General features: G+C 70.3%; 17 protein-coding genes. 12 read left to right on the top strand and 5 right to left on the bottom strand.

The window, feature by feature from the left end; translation table 11 throughout:
* Positions 1–319 precede the first annotated feature (319 nt).
* The 5 genes from AB0F17_RS09805 to AB0F17_RS09785 all read right to left on the bottom strand — a co-directional run bounded on the left by AB0F17_RS09805 (position 320) and on the right by AB0F17_RS09785 (position 5839).
* Entirely contained in the window at positions 320–814 is a 495-nt protein-coding gene (locus AB0F17_RS09805; protein ID WP_026214021.1) for a transcriptional regulator, read from the bottom strand.
* 535 nt (positions 815–1349) lie between these two features.
* On the bottom strand, positions 1350–2216 hold the full coding sequence (locus AB0F17_RS09800) for a universal stress protein (RefSeq protein WP_358019073.1): 867 nt from the start codon (positions 2214–2216) through the stop codon (positions 1350–1352).
* Complete coding sequence (locus AB0F17_RS09795; RefSeq protein WP_358019070.1) at positions 2213–3637, bottom strand: amino acid permease; 1425 nt, start codon at positions 3635–3637, stop codon at positions 2213–2215. The genes AB0F17_RS09800 and AB0F17_RS09795 overlap by 4 nt, the downstream gene beginning before the upstream one ends.
* Positions 3638–3655: 18 nt before the next feature.
* Complete coding sequence (gene arcC, locus AB0F17_RS09790; protein ID WP_358019067.1) at positions 3656–4591, bottom strand: carbamate kinase; 936 nt, start codon at positions 4589–4591, stop codon at positions 3656–3658.
* Between the two features lie 3 nt (positions 4592–4594).
* A complete protein-coding gene (locus tag AB0F17_RS09785) occupies positions 4595–5839 on the bottom strand; it encodes an arginine deiminase (RefSeq protein WP_358019064.1) in 1245 nt (414 codons plus the stop codon).
* Positions 5840–6076: 237 nt separating this feature from the next.
* Here AB0F17_RS09785 and pyrR point away from each other — a divergent pair, with 237 nt between their 5' ends.
* The 12 genes from pyrR to coaBC all read left to right on the top strand — a co-directional run bounded on the left by pyrR (position 6077) and on the right by coaBC (position 19612).
* Complete coding sequence (gene pyrR, locus AB0F17_RS09780; RefSeq protein WP_358019060.1) at positions 6077–6646, top strand: bifunctional pyr operon transcriptional regulator/uracil phosphoribosyltransferase PyrR; 570 nt, start codon at positions 6077–6079, stop codon at positions 6644–6646.
* Positions 6643–7560, top strand: coding sequence for an aspartate carbamoyltransferase catalytic subunit (locus tag AB0F17_RS09775; RefSeq protein ID WP_358019057.1), 918 nt, complete (start codon positions 6643–6645; stop codon positions 7558–7560). Before pyrR ends, AB0F17_RS09775 begins: the two co-directional genes overlap by 4 nt.
* Positions 7557–8843, top strand: coding sequence for a dihydroorotase (locus AB0F17_RS09770; protein WP_358019054.1), 1287 nt, complete (start codon positions 7557–7559; stop codon positions 8841–8843). The genes AB0F17_RS09775 and AB0F17_RS09770 overlap by 4 nt, the downstream gene beginning before the upstream one ends.
* Positions 8840–9946 (top strand): glutamine-hydrolyzing carbamoyl-phosphate synthase small subunit, encoded by a 1107-nt coding sequence (gene carA, locus AB0F17_RS09765; RefSeq protein ID WP_358019051.1) that lies wholly within the window; start codon positions 8840–8842, stop codon positions 9944–9946. The genes AB0F17_RS09770 and carA overlap by 4 nt, the downstream gene beginning before the upstream one ends.
* The gene (gene carB, locus AB0F17_RS09760; protein ID WP_358019048.1) at positions 9933–13229 is read left to right on the top strand and encodes a carbamoyl-phosphate synthase large subunit; all 3297 of its coding nucleotides are present in this window, start codon (positions 9933–9935) and stop codon (positions 13227–13229) included. The genes carA and carB overlap by 14 nt, the downstream gene beginning before the upstream one ends.
* 55 nt (positions 13230–13284) lie before the next feature.
* Positions 13285–14136, top strand: coding sequence for a dihydroorotate dehydrogenase electron transfer subunit (locus AB0F17_RS09755; protein WP_214637714.1), 852 nt, complete (start codon positions 13285–13287; stop codon positions 14134–14136).
* A 143-nt stretch (positions 14137–14279) separates the two neighbouring features.
* Positions 14280–15257, top strand: coding sequence for a dihydroorotate dehydrogenase (locus AB0F17_RS09750; RefSeq protein ID WP_308127197.1), 978 nt, complete (start codon positions 14280–14282; stop codon positions 15255–15257).
* On the top strand, positions 15254–15952 hold the full coding sequence (gene pyrF, locus AB0F17_RS09745) for an orotidine-5'-phosphate decarboxylase (protein ID WP_358019044.1): 699 nt from the start codon (positions 15254–15256) through the stop codon (positions 15950–15952). Before AB0F17_RS09750 ends, pyrF begins: the two co-directional genes overlap by 4 nt.
* Positions 15953–17075: 1123 nt before the next feature.
* The gene (gene mihF, locus AB0F17_RS09740; protein ID WP_214637712.1) at positions 17076–17399 is read left to right on the top strand and encodes an integration host factor, actinobacterial type; all 324 of its coding nucleotides are present in this window, start codon (positions 17076–17078) and stop codon (positions 17397–17399) included.
* A 139-nt stretch (positions 17400–17538) separates the two neighbouring features.
* A complete protein-coding gene (gene gmk / locus AB0F17_RS09735; RefSeq protein WP_358019314.1) occupies positions 17539–18111 on the top strand; it encodes a guanylate kinase in 573 nt (190 codons plus the stop codon).
* A 5-nt stretch (positions 18112–18116) separates the two neighbouring features.
* Positions 18117–18386: a DNA-directed RNA polymerase subunit omega gene (rpoZ, locus tag AB0F17_RS09730; protein WP_214637710.1), complete on the top strand. Its 270-nt coding sequence runs from the start codon at positions 18117–18119 to the stop codon at positions 18384–18386.
* 8 nt (positions 18387–18394) lie between these two features.
* The gene (gene coaBC / locus AB0F17_RS09725) at positions 18395–19612 is read left to right on the top strand and encodes a bifunctional phosphopantothenoylcysteine decarboxylase/phosphopantothenate--cysteine ligase CoaBC (RefSeq protein WP_358019041.1); all 1218 of its coding nucleotides are present in this window, start codon (positions 18395–18397) and stop codon (positions 19610–19612) included.
* The last annotated feature ends 14 nt before the right edge of the window (positions 19613–19626 follow it).

Raw genomic sequence — 19626 nt, 5'->3', positions numbered from 1 at the left:
CCGCCTGCGGCGGTTGGCGAGGGAAGCTCGTTGACGAGGGCCCGTGTACTGGGTGGGCGTCGTAAACGGCGGCTCGTCCTGTGCGGTCAGAGGCCGACTTGCTGGAGGCCCTCACAGTGGTCGGCGGGTTCCCATGCTTGCCGGGGCAGAGCGCGGGGGTTCCTCGCGGCGCCGTACGATGCGTCGCTCATGCTGCCGTACGTCGCTCATGCTGCCCGTACGCCCCTCGTCCTGACGTACGCCCCTCGTGCTGTCGTACGAAAGAGGGCATGAAGGCGGGGCGCGCCGATCACATGGCGCGCCCCGAAAACAGGAGTGGTCAGAAGGACTCGACGGCTCGGCGGGCCTCCGCGTCGAGGACACCCCAGCTGATGAGCTCCTCCGTCAGCTCGCTGGGCGACTTGTCGTAGATCACGGCCAGGGAGCGCAGGTCTTCCTGGCGGATCGACAGGACCTTCCCGTTGTAGTCACCACGCTGGCTCTGGATGGTGGCCGCGTAACGGGCGAGTGCCCCGGCCTTCTCCTTCGGCAGCGTCGCAAGGCGCTCCAGGTCGATCACAAGCTTGGGTGTCGGGCCGAGCGGGCTGGGCGCGGCACCGCCGGGCAGCAGCTCGGAGACGGGCACCCCGTAGAAGTCGGCAAGCTCGGCAAGCTTCTGAACCGTTACAGCGCGGTCGCCACGCTCGTACGAACCTACGACCACGGCTTTCCACCTGCCACGCGACTTCTCTTCGACTCCATGCAGGGAAAGCCCCTGCTGGGTGCGGATGGCGCGGAGTCGTGCACCCAGCGACTTTGCGTACTCAGACGGCATCGTGTGGCCCCCCGGCTCTCGTATGTAGCGCTCTCATAGATTGTGCTCCCTTGCGGCGAATGCCCCGGCCACCGGGGGGTGTGGTGCCTGGCTCGGCACCATCGGTAGCCATGGCTCTGGGTTTACCCCATAACGCCGCGCAGTGTGGTTACGCACAGTGACGGTAAAGGGGTGGACGCCTAAGGTCAAGCTGATTGGAAAAAAGATGCCGAATCCGATCCGGGATGGAACGACTTAATCGCCCCTCTTGTCCCACTGGCAACAATACTTCGTCACTGTTTGCCCCGGTGACATACATGGTGAAATCACCCCGAATCCCCTGTCAGTGATCGCGTAGAGGCCGAGGTGAGGGGTGGTGAGAGGGGGCTGAGGAGGGTCGGCGGCGAGCGGCCGAGAGGGCGCGGCAGGGCGGGAAAAGCGCCATCCCGGCCGGGCGGGCACGCGACGATGGACGCCGGACGGACCCGATGAACCCCGGCAGCCGTCGCCCCGGCGGACGGCGGGGCGACGGGCGGCGAAGCGCGTGGTGCCGCGGTCAGGCTTGACGGGTTAGGATCATGACCGGGCATGTGGCAGCACGCACGATCTTGAGCGACGTGTCCCCCAGGAACACCCGCCGCAACGGCCCCGCGTTGCTGGAGGCGCAGATGAGCAGTTCGCCCGGCAGCCATGACGTCTGCCCCATGGCCTCTGCCACGTCGCGGCCCTCCAGGATCTCGAACTCCGCCCGGATGTGCGGCCGCTGCCCGCTGGCCGCCTCGGTGAGGTCGGCCGCCACCTGGTCGCGGAGCCGTGTCAGCATGTCCTCCTCGACCTTGGCGCGGCGGGCGCCGCGGATCACCAGCGTGACCAGCCGCAGGGGCACGTCCAGGGTGACCGCCGTCTGGGCGGCGTCCCGGACGGCGGCGTCGGCGCAGGGACCCCGGCGGTAGGCGACGGTGATCCGCTCGAAGGCCGAGGTCGGCGCGTCCGCGTAGCCGCGCGGGGCCAGCAGGACCGGTACCGACGAGGAGTGCAGCAACTGGTCGGCGGTGCTGCCGACCGAGATGCGGCCCTTGCCGCCACGCGGCGCGGAGCCGATCACGACGACGTCGGCCGCGCGCCGGCGGGCCAGCTCCACCAGCCCGCGCCCGCTGCCCTTGTGGGCGTGGACGACGTAGTCGGCCTCGTCGCCGGTGAGCGACCGCGCCTGCTGGAGCGTGGCGTCCGCCTGCTCCTTCAGGTAGTTGCGCCACTCGCTCAGGTCGGCACGGGCGGGCCCCGGCGTGGTCCACACGGGCGGCTGCACGGTCGCCACCAGCAGGCGCGCCTTGGCCTGCCTGGCGAGGAGCACGGCCAGTGCCAGGCCGTCACGCCCCCTGGGCCCGGGGATGAAACCGACCAGTACGCTTTCGAACTTCATCTGGGCACCTCGGTGTTCAACCGCGAGTGGCTGTAGCCGTACAGGAAGTAACAGATCAGGCCCACCAGCATCCAGAGGCCGAACGCCAGCCAGGTGACGCCGGCGAGACCGGCCATCACGATGACGCAGAAGATCGTGCCGAGCACCGGAGTGGCGGGGAAGAACGGCGTGCGGAAGCTGCGCGGCAGGTTGGGGCTGCGGTAGCGGAGCACGAGCACACCGATGTTGACGATGGCGAACGCGAACAGCGTCCCGATGCTCGTGGCCTCGGCGAGCTGGCCCAGCGGCACCAGCCCGGCCAGCACCGAGATGAACGCCGCCACGATGAGGGTGTTGGCGATCGGGACCTGGCGGCGCGGGTTCACCTTCTGGAAGATGTGCGGGATGAGCCCGTCGCGGGACATCGCGAACAGGATGCGGGTCTGGCCGTAGATGACGGTCAGGACGACGCTGGCGATCGCGATGACCGCGCCGAAGGAGACGATCAGGCCCGGCCAGGTGGCACCGGTGGCGAGGTTCACGATGTAGGAGAGGCTGGCTTCGGTGCGCTCGGGGTCGAAGTCGGTCCACGGCATGGCGCCGATCGCGGCCACGGCCACCAGGACGTAGACGATCGTGACGATGGCCAGGGACAGGATGATGGCCAGCGGCAGGTCGCGCTTGGGGTTCTTGGCCTCCTCGCCGGCGGTGGAGGCCGCGTCGAAGCCGATGTAGGAGAAGAACACCTGTGAGGCGGCGGCCGTGATGCCCGCGACCCCCATGGGCGCGAACGGCGAGAAGTTCCCGGCCCTGAACGCGGTGAACGCCACCACGCAGAAGAAGATCAGCACGGCGATCTTGATGAGCACGAACACGGCGTTGGCCGTGGCGCTCTCCGAGGCCCCGCGCAGCAGCAGCCAGGTGGCCAGCAGCACGATGAGGATCGCGGTGACGTTGACCACGCCGCCGTCCTGGCCGGGGGAGCGGGTGATCGCATCGGGCAGCGACCAGCCGAACAGGCCGTGCAGGAAGGAGTTGAGGTATTCGCCCCAGCCGACGGACACCGCCGCGACCGACACCGCGTACTCGAGCATGAGGCACCAGCCGCAGATCCAGGCGACGAGCTCGCCCAGGGTCGCGTACGCGTAGGAATAGGACGAACCGGACACCGGGATCGAGCCGGCCAGCTCCGCGTAGGACAGCGCGGAGAACAGCGCCGTGATCGCCGCCAGCACGAAGGCCAGCACGACGGCGGGACCGGCCTTCGGCACGGCCTGGCCGAGGATGACGAAGATGCCGGTGCCGAGCGTGGCGCCGACGCTGAACAGCGTGAGCTGCCACAGCGACATCGTGCGGCGCAGCTCACCGCCCTCGCCGTGGCCGCCTTCGGCCACGATCTGTTCAGTGGGCTTGGTACGGAAGAGCCGTTGGGCGAGTGCCACTCGAGACCTCCTTGAGCCCTAAAGCGTGCTGGTGAGCGGCCAATGGGCGTTCGGCGTGACGATCGTGCCCGCGGAGCCGTCCAGGATCTGCTCCGCCTGCCCGAGCTCGCCGATGGCCGCCATGTCGCCGGTGGTCTCCACGAAACGGCAGACCGCTTCCACTTTCGGCCCCATGGAGCCCGCTGGGAAGTCGATGGCGCGTAGTTCGTGCGGGGTGGTGTTCGCGATCTCGCTCTGCCGCGCGGTGCCGAAGTCCTTCAGCACGCGCGGCACGTCGGTGAGGATGAGGAACGCGTCGCATTCGAGCGCCTCGGCCAGCATCGACGCCGTGGAGTCCTTGTCGATGACCGCCTCCACGCCGGACAGGCGGCCGTGCTCGTCGCGGATGACCGGAATGCCGCCGCCGCCCGCGCAGATCACCACGACCCCCTCGCGGACCATCTTGCTGATCAGCCGGGTCTCCACCACGCGCTGCGGGGTGGGGGAGGGGACGACGCGCCGCCAGTAGCGGCCGTCGGCCGCGACCGTCCAGCCGTACTCCTTGACCAGCTTGGCGGCCTCGTCCTGCTCGTAGACGGGGCCGACGAACTTGGTCGGCTTCTCGAAGGCCGGATCGACCGCCGACACGAGCGTCTGGGTCACCATGGCCAGCACCTGACGGCCGGGCAGCGCGTTCTGCAGGGCCTGCAGCATCCAGTAGCCGATCATGCCCTGGGTCTCGGCGCCGAGCGTGTCGAACGGGTAGGGCTTGGTCAGGCGGGGGTCGTTGGCGCTCTCCAGCGCCAGCAGGCCCACCTGCGGCCCGTTCCCGTGGGTGATGATCAGCTCGTGCTTCTCCGCGAGCTTGGCCAGCGTCTTGGCCGCGTTGGCGACGTTGGCGATCTGCGGCTCGGCGTCGGCCTTCTGGCTGCGCCGGAGAACCGCGTTGCCTCCCAGAGCGACGATGACCCTCATGTGTCAGATGCCGTCCCGCTCTAGCGGGCAGCTCATGCAGCGCGGGCCGCCGCGGCCCCGGCCGAGCTCGCTGCCCCGGATCGTGATGACCTCGATGCCGTTGTCGCGCAGGAAGTTGTTGGTCGTGGTGTTGCGCTCGTAGGCGATGACCACGCCCGGCTCGATGGCGAGGGCGTTGCAGCCGTCGTCCCACTGCTCCCGCTCGGCCGCGTAGACGTCCTGCAGCGGAGTGAGGACCTTGATGTCGTCCAGCTCCAGGGCCCGCGCGATGGCGCGGTGCATGTCCTGCGGCGGGTGGTCGGTGACCTTGAGCTCCTTCTCGGTGTCACCCGGCTCGATCGTGTACGAGGCCAGCATGCCGAGCCCCGCGTACTTGGTGAACACGCCCACGTCCACCATCGTCATCACGGTGTCCAGGTGCATGAACGCGCGGGCCTTCGGCACGTTCAGGGCGATGATCTTCCGCGCGGAGCCGGCCTGGAACAGCCGCTGCGCGAGCATCTCGATGGCCTGCGGCTGGGTGCGCTCGCTCATCCCGATCAGCACCACACCGCGCCCGAGGACCAGCACGTCGCCGCCCTCCAGCGTGGCCGGGGCGACCGACTGGCCGGGCAGCCACACGTGGTAGCCGCCCTTCTGCGGCCGGCCGAACCCGTCGGCGAAGGTCGGGTGGAACTCGTAGATGGCCTCCATGTTCACCGTCTCGCGCATCCGCGCTTTCTTCTTCATCGCGTTGATCGAGACGCCGTCGTACACCCAGCAGGAGGTGTCGCGGGTGAACAGGTGGTTCGGCAGGGGCGGCAGGATGAAGTCGTCGTCGCCGGCCGCGTGGTACGACATCGACTTCGGGTCGCAGCCGGCCTCGACCATCTCGCGCTTGGTGATGCCGCCGGTCAGGTAGAGCTGCAGGGTCTTGGAGTCCATGGCGTCGAGCGTGTTGCGGATGTCGTCGACGGCCAGCGGGCCCATGAAGCGCTCGTCGAGGATCCCGTCGAGGATGTGCTTGCGCGCCTCGGGGATCTCGATCGTCTCCTGGAGCAGGTCCGCGAGCATGTGGACCTTGACGCCGCGCTCCCGCAGCACCTGCTGGAACTCCTCGTGTTCCTCCATCGCGCGCTGCACCCACAGCACGTCGTCGAAGAGGAACGCGTCCTTGTTGGTCGGAGTGAGCCGCTTGAGCGCCAGGTCCGGCTTGTGCAGCAGCACCTGGTAGAGCTTGCCCACCTCGGAGTCGACATGGAAGGTCATTGTCTCTGTATCCCCTCGAAGCAGGCGGACGTCAACGCGCCGGCACCGCCCGCGATGCCGATGACGTGCCCCGCGCGGGCGGTGCCAACACGGAAAAGGCCGGGAAATTACCGAATCGCGGGGCGCCACGGGCAGTGGCCCGCCCAAGTTCTGGCTGGTAGCCCCTGGTACTGTGTGTCCCGACCAACACCCTTTTAAGACCCGTCCCGTGAGGCGGGAAAGGTGGTGAGCTCTGCCGTGTCTGACTTCCTGTCCGACCAGACGCCCCATTCGAGGGCCGTCCTGGAGGGCCCGGACATCCATCGGGCGCTGACCCGCATCGCGCACGAGATCCTCGAACGAACCAAGGGCGCCGACGGCGTCGTCCTCCTCGGCATCCCGACCCGCGGCGCCACTCTGGCCCGCCGGCTGGGTGACCGCATCGAGCGCTTCGAAGGCGTCAAGATCCCCGTCGGCTCGATCGACATCACCATGTACCGCGACGACCTCCGGCTCAAGCCCGCCAGGCCGCTCGGTCACACCGAGCTGCCGCCCGACGGCATCGACGGCAGGATCGTCGTCCTGGTCGACGATGTCCTCTACTCCGGCCGCACCGTCCGCGCCGCGCTCGACGCGCTCAACGACCTCGGCCGCCCGACCGCCGTGCAACTGGCCACGCTGGTCGATCGCGGTCACCGCGAGCTGCCCATCCGCGCCGACTACGTCGGCAAGAACCTGCCGACCGCCAAGAGCGAGAAGGTGAAGGTCTACCTGCAGGAGACCGACGGGCGTGACGCCGTGCTCCTCATGAAGGAGGACGCCAAGTGAACCGCCACCTCATCTCCGCGGGCGACCTCAGCAGGGACGACGCCCTGCTCATCCTGGACACGGCCGAGGAGCTGGCGAGGGTCTCGGAACGTTCCATCAAGAAGCTGCCGACGCTGCGCGGCCGTACGGTGGTCAACCTGTTCTTCGAGGACTCCACCCGGACCCGCATCTCGTTCGAGGCGGCGGCCAAGCGGCTGTCGGCCGACGTGATCAACTTCTCCGCCAAGGGCTCCAGCGTCTCCAAGGGCGAGTCGCTGAAGGACACCGCGCTGACGCTGGAGGCGATGGGCGCCGACGCGGTCGTCATCCGCCACGGCGCCTCCGGCGCGCCGCACCGCCTGGCCAACTGGGTGCACGGCAGCGTCGTCAACGCCGGAGACGGCACCCACGAGCACCCCACGCAGGCGCTGCTCGACGCCTTCTCGATGCGCCGCCGCCTGGGCGGCCTCGAGGGCCGCAGGGTCACGATCGTCGGCGACGTGCTGCACAGCAGGGTCGCCCGCTCCAACGTGCTGCTGCTGGCCACGCTCGGCGCCGACGTCACGCTGGTGGCGCCGCCCACGCTGCTGCCGGTCGCGGTCGACACCTGGCCGTGCGCGGTCTCCTACGACCTCGACGCGGTGCTGCCCAAGTCCGACGTGGTGATGATGCTGCGGGTGCAGAAGGAGCGGATGAACGCCGCCTACTTCCCGAGCGAGCGCGAATACTCCCGCCGCTACGGCCTCGACCGGGACCGCTTCGCCAAGATGCCCGACGAGGCCATCGTGATGCACCCCGGGCCGATGAACCGGGGCATGGAGATCGCCGCCGAAGTGGCCGACTCGCCGCGCTCGACCATCGTCGAGCAGGTCGCCAACGGTGTGACCATCCGCATGGCCGTCCTGTACCTGCTCCTCGGGGGAGAGACCGCATGATCGTTCGCAACGTCAGGATCCTCGGCGGGGAGCCCGTCGACCTCCGGATCGAGGACGGGGTGATCGCCGAGATCGGGCCCGAGCTCGCCGGTGAGCCGGGGATCGACGGCGGCGGCGCGATCGTGCTGCCCGGCCTCGTCGACCTGCACACCCACCTGCGCGAGCCCGGCCGCGAAGACGCCGAGACCGTGCAGACCGGCACCCAGTCGGCCGCCCGCGGCGGCTACACCGCCGTGCACGCCATGGCCAACACCTCGCCAGTCGCCGACACCGCCGGAGTGGTCGAGCAGGTCTGGCGGCTCGGCCGCGAGTTCGCCCACTGCGACGTCCAGCCGGTCGGCGCGGTCACCGTCGGACTGGAAGGCCGGCAACTGGCCGAGCTCGGCGCGATGGCCGACTCCGCCGCCCGGGTCCGCGTCTTCTCCGACGACGGCAGGTGCGTCGACGACGCCGTGCTGATGCGCCGCGCCCTGGAGTACGTCAAGGCGTTCGACGGCGTGATCGCCCAGCACGCCCAGGAGCCCAGACTGACCGGCGGCGCGCAGATGAACGAGGGCGTCGTCTCCGGCCGGCTCGGCCTGACCGGCTGGCCGGCCGTCGCCGAGGAGGCGATCATCGCCCGCGACTGCCTGCTGGCCGCGCACGTCGGCTCCCGGCTGCACGTCTGCCACGTCTCCACGGCCGGCTCGGTGGAGATCCTGCGCTGGGCCAAGTCCAAGGGCTGGAACATCACCGCCGAGGTCACCCCGCACCACCTGCTGCTCACCGACGACCTCGTCGAGGACTCGCCGGTCGGCGCCTACAACCCCATCTACAAGGTCAACCCGCCGCTGCGCACCCGCGCCGACGTCGAGGCCCTGCGCGCGGCGCTGGCCGACGGCACGATCGACATCGTCGCCACCGACCACGCCCCCCACCCGGTCGAGGACAAGGAGACCGAGTGGTCGGCCGCGGCCATGGGCATGGTCGGCCTGGAGACCGCGCTCAGCGTGGTGCAGGAGGCCATGGTGGACACCGGGCTGCTCGACTGGGCGGGCGTCGCCGATCGCATGTCGATCGTGCCCGCGCGTATCGGCCGCCTGTCGGGGCACGGACAGCCGATCGAGGTGGGTGTGCCGGCCAACCTCACCTTGTACGACCCGTCCGTACGCACCGAGGTGGATCCGTCCGCCTTCGCGTCGAAGAGCCGCAACACGCCGTACGAGGGGATGACGCTGCCCGGCCGGGTCGTGGCGACGTTCCTGCGCGGCAAGCCGACAGTACTTGAAGGGAAGCTGGTGTGACTTCAGCGCTACTCGTTCTGGAAGACGGTCGCGTCTTCCACGGAACCCCCTATGGCGCCGAGGGCGAGACGTTCGGCGAGATGGTCTTCAACACCGGGATGACCGGCTACCAGGAGACCCTCACCGACCCGTCCTACCACCGGCAGATCGTCGCGATGACGGCCCCGCACATCGGCAACACCGGCGTCAACGACGAGGACCCCGAGTCGGGCCGCGTCTGGGTGGCCGGCTACGTCGTGCGCGAGCCGTCCCGCGTGGTCTCCAACTGGCGGGCCAACCGCTCGCTCGACGACTACCTCAAGGAGCAGGGCGTCGTCGGCATCGCGATGCCCGGCACCCGCGCGCTCACCCGCCACCTGCGCGAGCGCGGCGCCATGCGCGCCGGCATCTTCACGGCTCCCGCGGCGCCGGTCGAGGACCTGATCGAGCGCGTACGTCAGGCGCCGCGCATGGAGGGCGCCGACCTGTCCGCCGAAGTGGCCACGACCGAGCCCTACATCGTGCCCGCCATCGGCGCGAAGCGGTTCACGGTCGCGGCCGTGGACCTGGGCATCAAGGGCATGACGCCGCACCGGATGGCCGAGCGCGGCTGCGAGGTGCACGTGCTGCCGGCCGGCGCCACGTTCGAGCAGATCATGGCGGTCGAGCCGGACGGGGTGTTCCTGTCCAACGGGCCGGGCGACCCGGCCACCGTCGATGTCACGCCGCTGCGGCGGGTGCTGGAGGCCGGGGTGCCGTTCTTCGGCATCTGCTTCGGCAACCAGATCTTCGGCCGCGCCCTGGGGCTGTCCACGTACAAGCTGCGTTACGGGCACCGCGGAGTCAACCAGCCGGTGCAGGACGTACGGACCGGAAAAGTGGAGATCTCCGCGCACAACCACGGCTTCGCCGTCGAGGCGCCGCTCGGCGAGCCGTTCGACACGCCCTACGGCCGGGCCGAGGTCAGCCACGTCAACCTCAACGACCGCTGCGTGGAAGGGCTGCGCCTGCTCGACGGGCGCGCCTTCAGCGTGCAGTACCACCCGGAGGCCGCTGCCGGGCCCCACGATGCCGCCTACCTTTTCGACGAGTTCTGTGAGGTCATGAGCCGTGCCCAAGCGTGATGACATCAGGTCCGTCCTGGTGATCGGCTCGGGGCCGATCGTGATCGGGCAGGCGTGCGAGTTCGACTACTCCGGCACCCAGGCCTGCCGCGTGCTGCGCGACGAGGGGTTCCGTGTGATCCTCGTCAACAGCAACCCGGCGACGATCATGACCGACCCCGAGTTCGCCGACGCCACCTACGTCGAGCCGATCACCCCCGAGTACGTCGAGAAGATCATCGCCAAGGAGCGCCCCGACGCGCTGCTGCCGACGCTGGGCGGGCAGACCGCGCTCAACACCGCGGTCGCGCTGCACGAGTCGGGCGCGCTGGAGCGCTACGAGGTCGAGCTGATCGGCGCCGACTTCGACGCGATCCAGGCGGGCGAGAACCGCGAGCTGTTCAAGGGGATCGTCGCCAAGGTCGCCCGCGAGCACGGCCTGAACGCCGAGTCGGCCAACTCGGTCGTCTGCCACACGATGGACGAGTGCCTGGCCGCCGCGACGGAGCTGGGCTACCCGGTGGTCGTGCGGCCGTCCTTCACGATGGGCGGCGTCGGGTCCGGGTTCGCCTACGACGAGACCGCCCTGCTGCGCATCGCCGGGGCCGGGCTGGACGCCTCGCCGACCACCGAGGTGCTCCTGGAGGAGTCGATCATCGGCTGGAAGGAGTACGAGCTCGAGGTCATGCGCGACAAGCGCGACAACGTGGTCATCGTCTGCTCCATCGAGAACATCGACCCGATGGGCGTCCACACCGGCGACAGCGTCACCGTCGCCCCCGCGCTCACGCTGACCGACCGCGAGTACCAGAACATGCGTGACGTCGCCATCGCGGTCATCCGCGAGGTCGGCGTCGACACCGGCGGCTGCAACATCCAGTTCGCGGTCAACCCGGCGACCGGCCGCATGATCGTCATCGAGATGAACCCGCGCGTGTCCCGATCGAGCGCCCTGGCCTCGAAGGCCACCGGCTTCCCGATCGCGAAGATCGCCGCCAAGCTGGCCATCGGCTACACGCTCGACGAGATCCCCAACGACATCACCAAGGTGACCCCGGCGTCGTTCGAGCCCACGCTCGACTACATCGTGGTCAAGGTGCCGCGGTTCGCCTTCGAGAAGTTCAAGGGCGCCGACCAGACCCTCACCACGCACATGAAGTCCGTGGGCGAGGCGATGGCCATCGGCCGGTCCTTCCCCGAGGCGCTGCAGAAGGCGCTGCGGTCGCTGGAGAAGAAGGACTCCTCCTTCTCCTGGACCGGCTCCCCGCGGCCAAAGGCCGAGCTGCTCGACGAGTCGCGCGTCCCGCACGACGGCCGGCTGCGCACCATGCAGCAGGCCATCCGCGCCGGCGCCACGGCCGAGGAGCTCTTCGAGGCCACCAACATCGACCCCTGGTTCCTCGACCAGCTGTTCCTGCTCGACGAGGAGGCGCGGGCTGTCGGCGAGGCGACCGAGCTGACCGCCGAGGTGCTGGAGCGGGCCAAGCGCCACGGCTTCAGCGACGCGCAGCTCGGCGAGATCCGCGGCATCGACGAGGCGCGCGTACGCGACCTGCGCCACGCGCTCGGCCTGCGGCCCGTCTACAACACGGTCGACACCTGCGCCGCCGAGTTCGCCGCCAAGACCCCCTACCTCTACTCGACCTACGACGAGGAGAACGAGGTCCCGTACGGCGAGCGGGAGAAGGTCATCATCCTCGGCTCCGGACCGAACCGCATCGGCCAGGGCATCGAGTTCGACTACGCCTGCGTGCACGCCTCCTTCGAGCTGTCGCGGGCCGGGTTCGAGACCGTCATGGTCAACTGCAACCCGGAGACGGTCTCGACCGACTACGACACCTCCGACCGGCTCTACTTCGAGCCGCTCACCCTGGAGGACGTCCTGGAGGTCGTCCACGCCGAGCAGCAGACCGGCCCGGTCGCGGGCGTGATCGTGCAGCTCGGCGGGCAGACGCCGCTCGGCCTGGCGCAGGCGCTCAAGGACGCGGGCGTGCCCGTGGTCGGCACCTCGCCCGAGTCGATCCACCTGGCGGAGGAGCGCGGCGCGTTCGGCCGGGTGCTCGCGGAGGCGCAGCTGCCCGCGCCCAAGCACGGCACCGCGACGACCGTGGCCGAGGCGCTGGCCGTGGCCGAGGAGATCGGCTACCCCGTGCTCGTGCGGCCCTCGTACGTGCTCGGCGGCGCCGGCATGGCCATCGTCTACGACGACGCGACCCTGACCACCTACATGGCGGCCCAGGAGGGCGGCCATCCGGTGCTGGTCGACAAGTTCCTCGACGAGGCCATCGAGATCGACGTGGACGCCCTGTTCGACGGCGACGAGCTCTACCTGGGCGGCGTCATGGAGCACATCGAGGAGGCCGGGATCCACTCCGGCGACTCGGCGTGCGCGCTGCCGCCGATCACGCTCGGCAGCAACGACATCAAGCGCATCCGCGCCGCCACCGAGGGCATCGCCCGCGGCGTCGGGGTCCGCGGGCTGCTGAACGTCCAGTACGCCATGTCGGCCGGCGTCCTGTACGTCCTGGAGGCCAACCCGCGCGCCAGCCGTACCGTGCCGTTCGTCTCCAAGGCGACAGCGGTGCCGCTGGCGAAGGCGGCGGCCCGCGTGATGCTGGGCACCTCGATCGCCTCGCTGCGGGAGGAGGGCATGCTGCCCGCCACCGGAGACGGCGGCACCCTGCCGCTGGAGGCGTCGATCGCGGTGAAGGAGGCGGTGCTGCCGTTCAACCGCTTCCGCGGCGTCGACATCGTGCTCGGCCCCGAGATGCGCTCCACGGGCGAGGTCATGGGCATCGACGAGTCCTTCGGCGTCGCCTTCGCCAAGTCGCAGGCGGCCGCCTACGGCGAGTTGCCCACCAAGGGCCGGGCGTTCGTGTCCGTGGCCAACCGGGACAAGCGTGCGATGATCTTCCCGGTGCGGGCGCTGGCCGACCTCGGTTTCGAGATCCTGGCCACCGAGGGGACCGCTGAGGTGCTGCGCCGCAACGGTGTCCATGCCAAGATCGTGCGAAAGCAGAGCGAGGGGCCCGGAGCCGGAGGTGAGCCCACCAGTGTGCAGTACATCCTCGACGGCGAGGTCGACCTGATCGTCAACACGCCGTTCGGCAGTCCGGGCCAGTCGGGTCCGCGGCTCGACGGCTACGACATCCGCACCGCCGCCGTGCTGCGCGGCATTCCGTGCATCACCACGGTCGCCGGGCTCGCCGCCGCGGCCGCGGGCATCCAGGCCATCGTGCGGGGCGATGTCGGCGTACGGTCCCTCCAGGAGCACGCGCGGGCGCTGCGGGCGGCAGGGGCGTAGGGCTCGATCGACGGCAGGCTCCCGCGGGAGGTGAAGAGGACTGGCCGGCACCCCGGTGCAGGTGACGGGCACGGTGCTGACGACGCGCCGGGTCGACGCCTACCATGCGCTGACCGTGGTGGCGCCCGGCATCGCCGAGCGCTACCGCCCCGGCCACTTCGTGTCCGTCGCCGTGGGCGGGGCCCACACGTCCATGGTGACGCGGCGGGCCTTCTCCATCCACGACGTCAAGCCCGACTACGGCGGCACGGTGGAGCTCGTCTTCACCGTGCGCGGGCCCGGCACCGCGTGGCTGGCCGAACGCCGCGCGCGTGACACGATCGACCTCGTCGGCCCGCTCGGACGGCCCTTCCCGCTGCCCCGCGACCCGGTCCACTGCGTGCTGGTCGGTTCCGAGTACGGCTCGGCGGTGCTGTTCCCGGTGGCCGACCAGCTCATCGAACGCGGCTGCCGGGTCGACTTCGTCCTGGGCGGGGCCAGCGCGGACCGGGTGTTCGGCGCCATGCGGGCCAGGCGGATGGCCCAGACCACCACGCTCACCACCGAGGACGGCTCGCTCGGGCTGCGCGGCCGGGTGACCGACGCGCTGCCCGCGGTGATCGCCGACACGCGGGCGGACGTGGTCTACGCGTGCGCGCCCATGGAGACGCTGCGGGCGGTCACGGCGGTGGCGATGGAGTTCGACATCCCGGTGCAGGTGGCGGTGGAAGAGGCGATGGCCTGCGGGATCGGGGTCTGCATGACGTGCGTGCTGCCGGTCATCGGCGACGACGGGGTGACCCGGATGGTGCGGGCCTGCGCCGAGGGGCCGGTGTTCCGGGGGGAGCGGGTGCGGTTCGAGGACGTGGGGACGATCCCGTTCGACGCGCTGGGGGCGCCCGGGGGCGGTGCTCGCCATGCGGGCTGACCCCTGCGGCCCGCGCCCCGAAGGACCCCGCTCCGTACGGCGCTCGCGTCCCCCGAAGGACCTCAGCCCTCTACGGCGCTCGCGTTTTCAGGGGCGCGGTCACTTCTTTCCGGTGGCTGTTCTCTCTGCGGCGGTGACCTGACGTGTCGGTAGATATGCGGACCTTCCTGGCGCACGTCGAGCTGGCCAACCCCATCACCACCGCCGCCGGCTGCGCCGCCTCGGGCCGCGAGCTGGCCCAGTTCTTCGACCTCCACCGCCTGGGCGCCCTGACCACCAGCTCGATCACCATGGCCCCGCGCGCCGGCCGCCCCACCCCCCGGATGGCCGAGACCCCCTCGGGCATGCTCAACGCCGTCGGCCTCCAGGGCCCCGGCATCGACGCCTTCCTCGAACGCGAGCTGCCCTGGCTGGCCCAGCGCGGCATCAGGACCATCGTGTCGATCGGCGGCGGCACCGTGGCCGAGTACTCGGCGCTGGCCCGCAGGCTGGCCGACGCGCCCGGTGTCACGGCGCTGGAGGTGAACCTGTCCTGCCCGAACATCGAGGACCGCGGCCGGGTCTTCGCCCGCGAGGGCAGCGCCGCCGCCGAGGTGATCGCGTCGGTGCGCTCCATCATGCGGTACGACGTGCCGGTGGTCGCCAAGCTCGCCCCCGACGTGGCCGACATCGTGTCGGTCGCCCGAGCCTGCGTCGACGCCGGAGCCGACGCGCTGTCCATGATCAACAACCCGCTCGGCATGGCCATCGACACCGAGGCGCTGCGCCCCTCGCTCGCGGCCGTGACCGGCGGGCTGTCGGGACCGGCCATCCTTCCCCTCGCTGTACGGTGCGTGTGGCAGGTGCACGCCGCCCTGCCCGGGGTGCCGTTGATCGGCGTCGGCGGCGTGACGACCGGCAGGGATGCCTTCCAGCTCATCCTGGCGGGCGCCTGCGCGGTCGGAGTGGGGACGGCGCTGTTCCACGACCCCTACGCGTGCCTGCGCATCGAGCGAGAGCTTGAGGACCTGCTGAGGGCACGCGGCTTCCAGCGCCTGGCCGACGCGGTCGGCCTGGCCCACCGTCCGCCGGGGAGCGCTCCCCGGCACCTGCTCGTCGACTCCGAGGAGAGCTCCCCTTGACGCCCGCACCCATTGCCGTCGCCCTCGACGCCCCCGACCTGGAGACCGCCGCCAGATGGGCCGCCCTGGTGACACCGCACGTCACCACGGTGAAGATCGGGCTGGAGCTCTATCTGCGCTACGGCCCCGACGTGATCGCCTCGGTCCGCGGTGCGAGCGGCGTACAGGTCTTCCTGGACCTGAAGCTGCACGACATCCCCAACACGGTCGCCGGCGCGGCCAAGGCGGTCTCCCGCCTGCGCCCGGCCATCCTCACGGTCCACGCGGCGGGCGGCCCCGCGATGATCCGCGCGGCCGTCGAGGCGGCCCCGGACACCCAGATCGCGGCGGTCACCGTTCTGACGTCGCTGTCGGAGTCCGACCTGAGCCGCATCGGGCTCGCGGGCCCAGCCTCGGACGCGGTCCGCCGCCTGGCCGCCCTGTCGGTCGAGTCGGGGGCCACCGCCCTGGTGTGCTCGCCGCACGAGGTCGTCGACCTACGGTCGGAGGTGGGGCCGGGGATCACGCTCATCACACCCGGTGTACGGCCGGCCGGGGCCGACACCCAGGACCAGGCGCGGGTCGCGACGCCCGAACAGGCGCTGGCGGACGGCGCCGACCTCCTGGTCATCGGCCGCCCGATCACCGCCTCCCCGGACCCGGGCGCCACGGCGGCCGCCATCGCGTCCTCGCTGCGCCGCACGAGCCCCTCCTGAGGGCCCTTGGCGCCCTTCATGGGGCCGCTTGCGAACGGTCCAGGCGTCCGGACGCGGGGGCGTTCGTGAGGGTGAGGGCCCGTCTGTGAGGGGCCGCTCGTGAGGGTGAGGGCCCGTCTGTGAGGGCGAGCGCCTATTCGTGGGGCCGGTCCGTGAGGGCGTGAGGGGACTGCTCACGCGCGGTCGTGTGGGGCTCGGACTCCTGGCGAGCCGGGCAGTCGCTCCCGTCCGTGGTGCGCGTACAGCCCCGTGTAAGGCCGCCTGGACGTCGTGCGCCGATGTCCAGGCGCGCCACCTTCTGGCGGGCCGACCGGCCGCGTGTGGCTCGGGCCGCCGCATGGGCTGGGCAGGCGGCCACTCTGGTCGTGAAGCATCAGCCCGGTGCCGGGTCGGCCGGACGTCGTGCGGTGGTGCCCTGCGCGCCACCGCGGGGCATGCGGGCACGGCTCGGGCCCATGGCGACGCGGCCCGCGTAGGGCGGTTCGGCCCCGCGTATGGCGGCCGAGGAACTCGGACCCGCCTATGGCGAGCACAGGAGACTCGGACCCGCCTACGGCGAGCCGAGGTGAATCGGGCTTGCGTACGGCGAACCGAGGTGTCTCCGGCCCATCTTCGGCGAGCCGAGGAGACCTTGGCCCACGTACGGCGAATGGCGGAGACTCTGGCTCTCCGGGTGCCACTCGTCCATGACAGGCCGCCGTCAGGCCGCCCTCCGGACACGTGTCACGGCGGGTGGCCGTGTACGCACGGTGAGCGCCTCCCCGGAGGGTTGGCGGTGCCCGGGGATGCCTCACATCGACCGTAGACGATCGTGAAAACACTCCCGCAGCGCGCGCGGACGCCCACCTCGGACGGGGTTTCGGACCCGATCCCGCGCACGTTTCGGACACCTCTCCCTGACGGGTAGGTGATCATCATCGTACCCCGGCCGCGCTTCCTGTGTGTAAGGAAGAAGCGGGAAGTGAAGGCGATTTGATCAGCAGTCTGTAGTTTTCCAGATACAGAGAGTGATGAAGTGGATTTTGTAAGGAGAGAAACTGGGTTTGACGTTGCTTAGGGGGCGATGACCAGCTAGTTTCCCTTCCCGTCCGAGTACATCGACAGAAATTCGAGGTGACCCGGCGTGGCTCTTCCTCCCCTGACCCCTGAGCAGCGCGCCGCAGCCCTGCAAAAGGCTGCCAAGGCCCGTAAAGAGCGTGCCGAGGTCAAGAACCGGCTCAAGCATGGCGCGGTTTCTCTGGCTGAGGTGCTCAAGGATGGGCAGACCGACGACGTCATCGGCAAGATGAAGGTGTCGGCCTTGTTGGAATCGCTCCCAGGCGTGGGCAAAGTCCGCGCCAAGCAGCTCATGGAGCGGCTTGCCATTGCCGAGTCCCGCCGCGTGCGGGGTCTCGGTGCGAACCAGAGGGCCTCCCTCGAGCGCGAGTTCGGTGGCAACGAGAGCTAATCTCGGTTCCACACGAAAGCGCGGGTTCAACGGGGGGTAGGAAGTGACCGACAGGTCCAAGTCCGGCAATGTTTGGGCCGATGAGGCAGTCGGATCTGGAACGAGCTTCGGCGACTTCCTCCCCTCAAGCGAGCGGCGCCTGACGGTCCTGTCCGGACCGTCGGGCGTCGGTAAGTCAACGGTCGTCGCCGAGCTCCGGCGGGCACACCCTGAGGTGTGGCTGTCGGTCTCGGTGACAACCCGCAAGCCCCGGCCCGGTGAGGTGCACGGGACCCACTACTTCTTCGCCGACGGCGAGGAGTTCGACCGGCTCGTGGAGTCGGGTGAGCTGCTCGAGTGGGCGGAGTTCGCGGGCAACAGGTACGGCACGCCGCGCGCGGCCGTGCTCGACCGGCTCGCCGCGGGCATGCCCACGCTGCTCGAGATCGACCTGGAAGGCGCCAGGCAGGTACGCCGGAGCATGCCGGAGGCCCTCCTGGTCTTCCTGGCCCCGCCCTCCTGGGAGGAGCTGGAGAAGCGGCTCCGCGGCCGCGGCACCGAGCCGGAGGACGTCATCGCCCGCCGCCTGGAGGCCGGACACGTCGAGATGGCGGCCGAGAAGGAGTTCGACCTCACGCTGGTGAACACGAGTGTCAAAGAGGTGTGCCGCCGGCTGATAGCCTTGATGACTGACCCTCAGGGGGTCATCAAAACCACCAACCGAGAGGTCTGACAATCGTGGCAGGAATTGCCCCGGTCGCAGAGGGCATCACCAACCCGCCGATCGACGCGCTGCTCGACATCGTCGACAGCAAGTATTCCCTGGTGATCATGGGGGCCAAGCGTGCCCGCCAGATCAACGCCTACTACTCCCAGCTCGGCGAGGGCCTGCTCGAATACGTCGGGCCGCTGGTCGAGACGCACGCGCAGGAGAAGCCGCTGTCCATCGCGCTGCGCGAGGTCGCCGAGGGCCTGCTCAACGCCGAGCCCATCGAAGGCGCGGTCTGACCCGTTAAATGAAGGTCGTCCTGGGCGTCAGCGGGGGCATCGCCGCGTACAAGGCGTGTGAGTTGTTGCGCCTTTTCACCGAGTCCGGGCACGAGGTGCGGGTCGTCCCGACCCGCGACGCCCTGCGATTCGTGGGCGAGCCCACCTGGGCGGCGCTGTCCGGCAACCCGGTGACGACCGACGTGTGGGACGACGTTCACGAGGTGCCCCACGTGCGGATCGGCCAGCGGGCCGACCTCGTCGTGGTGGCCCCCGCGACCGCCGACGTGCTCGCCAAGGCCGCCCACGGCCTGGCGGGCGACCTGCTCACCAACACGCTGCTGACCGCGCGCTGCCCGGTGGTGTTCGCGCCCGCGATGCACACCGAGATGTGGCAGCACCCCGCCACCCGCGCCAACGTCTCGACGCTGCGCGAGCGGGGCTCCGTGGTGATCGATCCCGCGGTCGGGCGCCTCACCGGCGCCGACAGCGGGCCCGGGCGCCTGCCCGATCCCGCCGAGATCTTCCAGATCTGCCTGCGCGTACTGGCCGGGCGCCCGCGCGACCTGGCCGGGCGGCACGTCGTCGTCTCCGCCGGCGGCACCCGCGAAGCCATCGATCCGGTCCGCTACCTGGGCAACCGGTCCTCCGGGCTGCAGGGGTACGCCCTGGCCCGCACGGCCGTCGCCCGCGGGGCCCACGTGACCCTGGTGGCGGCCAACGTGTCGCTGCCCGATCCGGCCGGGGCCGGCGTGGTCCGGGTGGAGTCGGCGGCCGAGCTGCGCGAGGCGGTGCTGGCCGCCTCGGCCACCGCGGACGTGGTGGTGATGGCGGCGGCCGTGGCCGACTTCCGGCCCGCCGCCCGGCACGACTCCAAGATCAAGAAGTCCGACGGCGAGCCCGACCCCCTCCATCTGGTGAAAAATCCGGACATCCTGGCTGAGTTGGGGGAGCGCCGACACGCCGGTGGGCCAAAACCCGAGGTGATCGTCGGGTTCGCGGCCGAGACCGACGACGTGCTCGCCAACGGACAGGCCAAGCTGGCCCGCAAGGGCTGCGACCTGCTCGTCGTCAACCAGGTGGGCCCCCACCTGGCCTTCGGCACGCCCGACAACGCCGCGACCGTGCTCGTCACGGGCGGCGAGCCGGTGGAGATCCCGCGCGGTCCCAAGGACGACGTCGCCGACGCCGTCTGGGATCAAGTCGCCAACCGGTTGCGGCATCCCCGAACGCCTGCCGATACTTAGTCAAAGGGGACAAA

Source organism: Nonomuraea sp. NPDC026600, from assembly GCF_040638335.1.
Classification (GTDB): Bacteria; Actinomycetota; Actinomycetes; order Streptosporangiales; family Streptosporangiaceae; genus Nonomuraea.
The sequence above is the reverse complement of the archived record's forward strand: the minus strand, read 5'-3'. Positions and strand labels throughout refer to the sequence as shown.

Excerpts from the sequence above, each read along its gene's own strand:
- coaBC (WP_358019041.1), top strand. The coding sequence starts at position 18,395 with ATGAAGGTCGTCCTGGGCGTCAGCGGGGGCATCGCCGCGTACAAGGCG.
- arcC (WP_358019067.1), bottom strand. The coding sequence starts at position 4,591 with ATGAGGGTCATCGTCGCTCTGGGAGGCAACGCGGTTCTCCGGCGCAGC.
- AB0F17_RS09805 (WP_026214021.1), bottom strand. The coding sequence starts at position 814 with ATGCCGTCTGAGTACGCAAAGTCGCTGGGTGCACGACTCCGCGCCATC.
- AB0F17_RS09785 (WP_358019064.1), bottom strand. The coding sequence starts at position 5,839 with ATGACCTTCCATGTCGACTCCGAGGTGGGCAAGCTCTACCAGGTGCTG.
- AB0F17_RS09770 (WP_358019054.1), top strand. The coding sequence starts at position 7,557 with ATGATCGTTCGCAACGTCAGGATCCTCGGCGGGGAGCCCGTCGACCTC.
- AB0F17_RS09800 (WP_358019073.1), bottom strand. The coding sequence starts at position 2,216 with ATGAAGTTCGAAAGCGTACTGGTCGGTTTCATCCCCGGGCCCAGGGGG.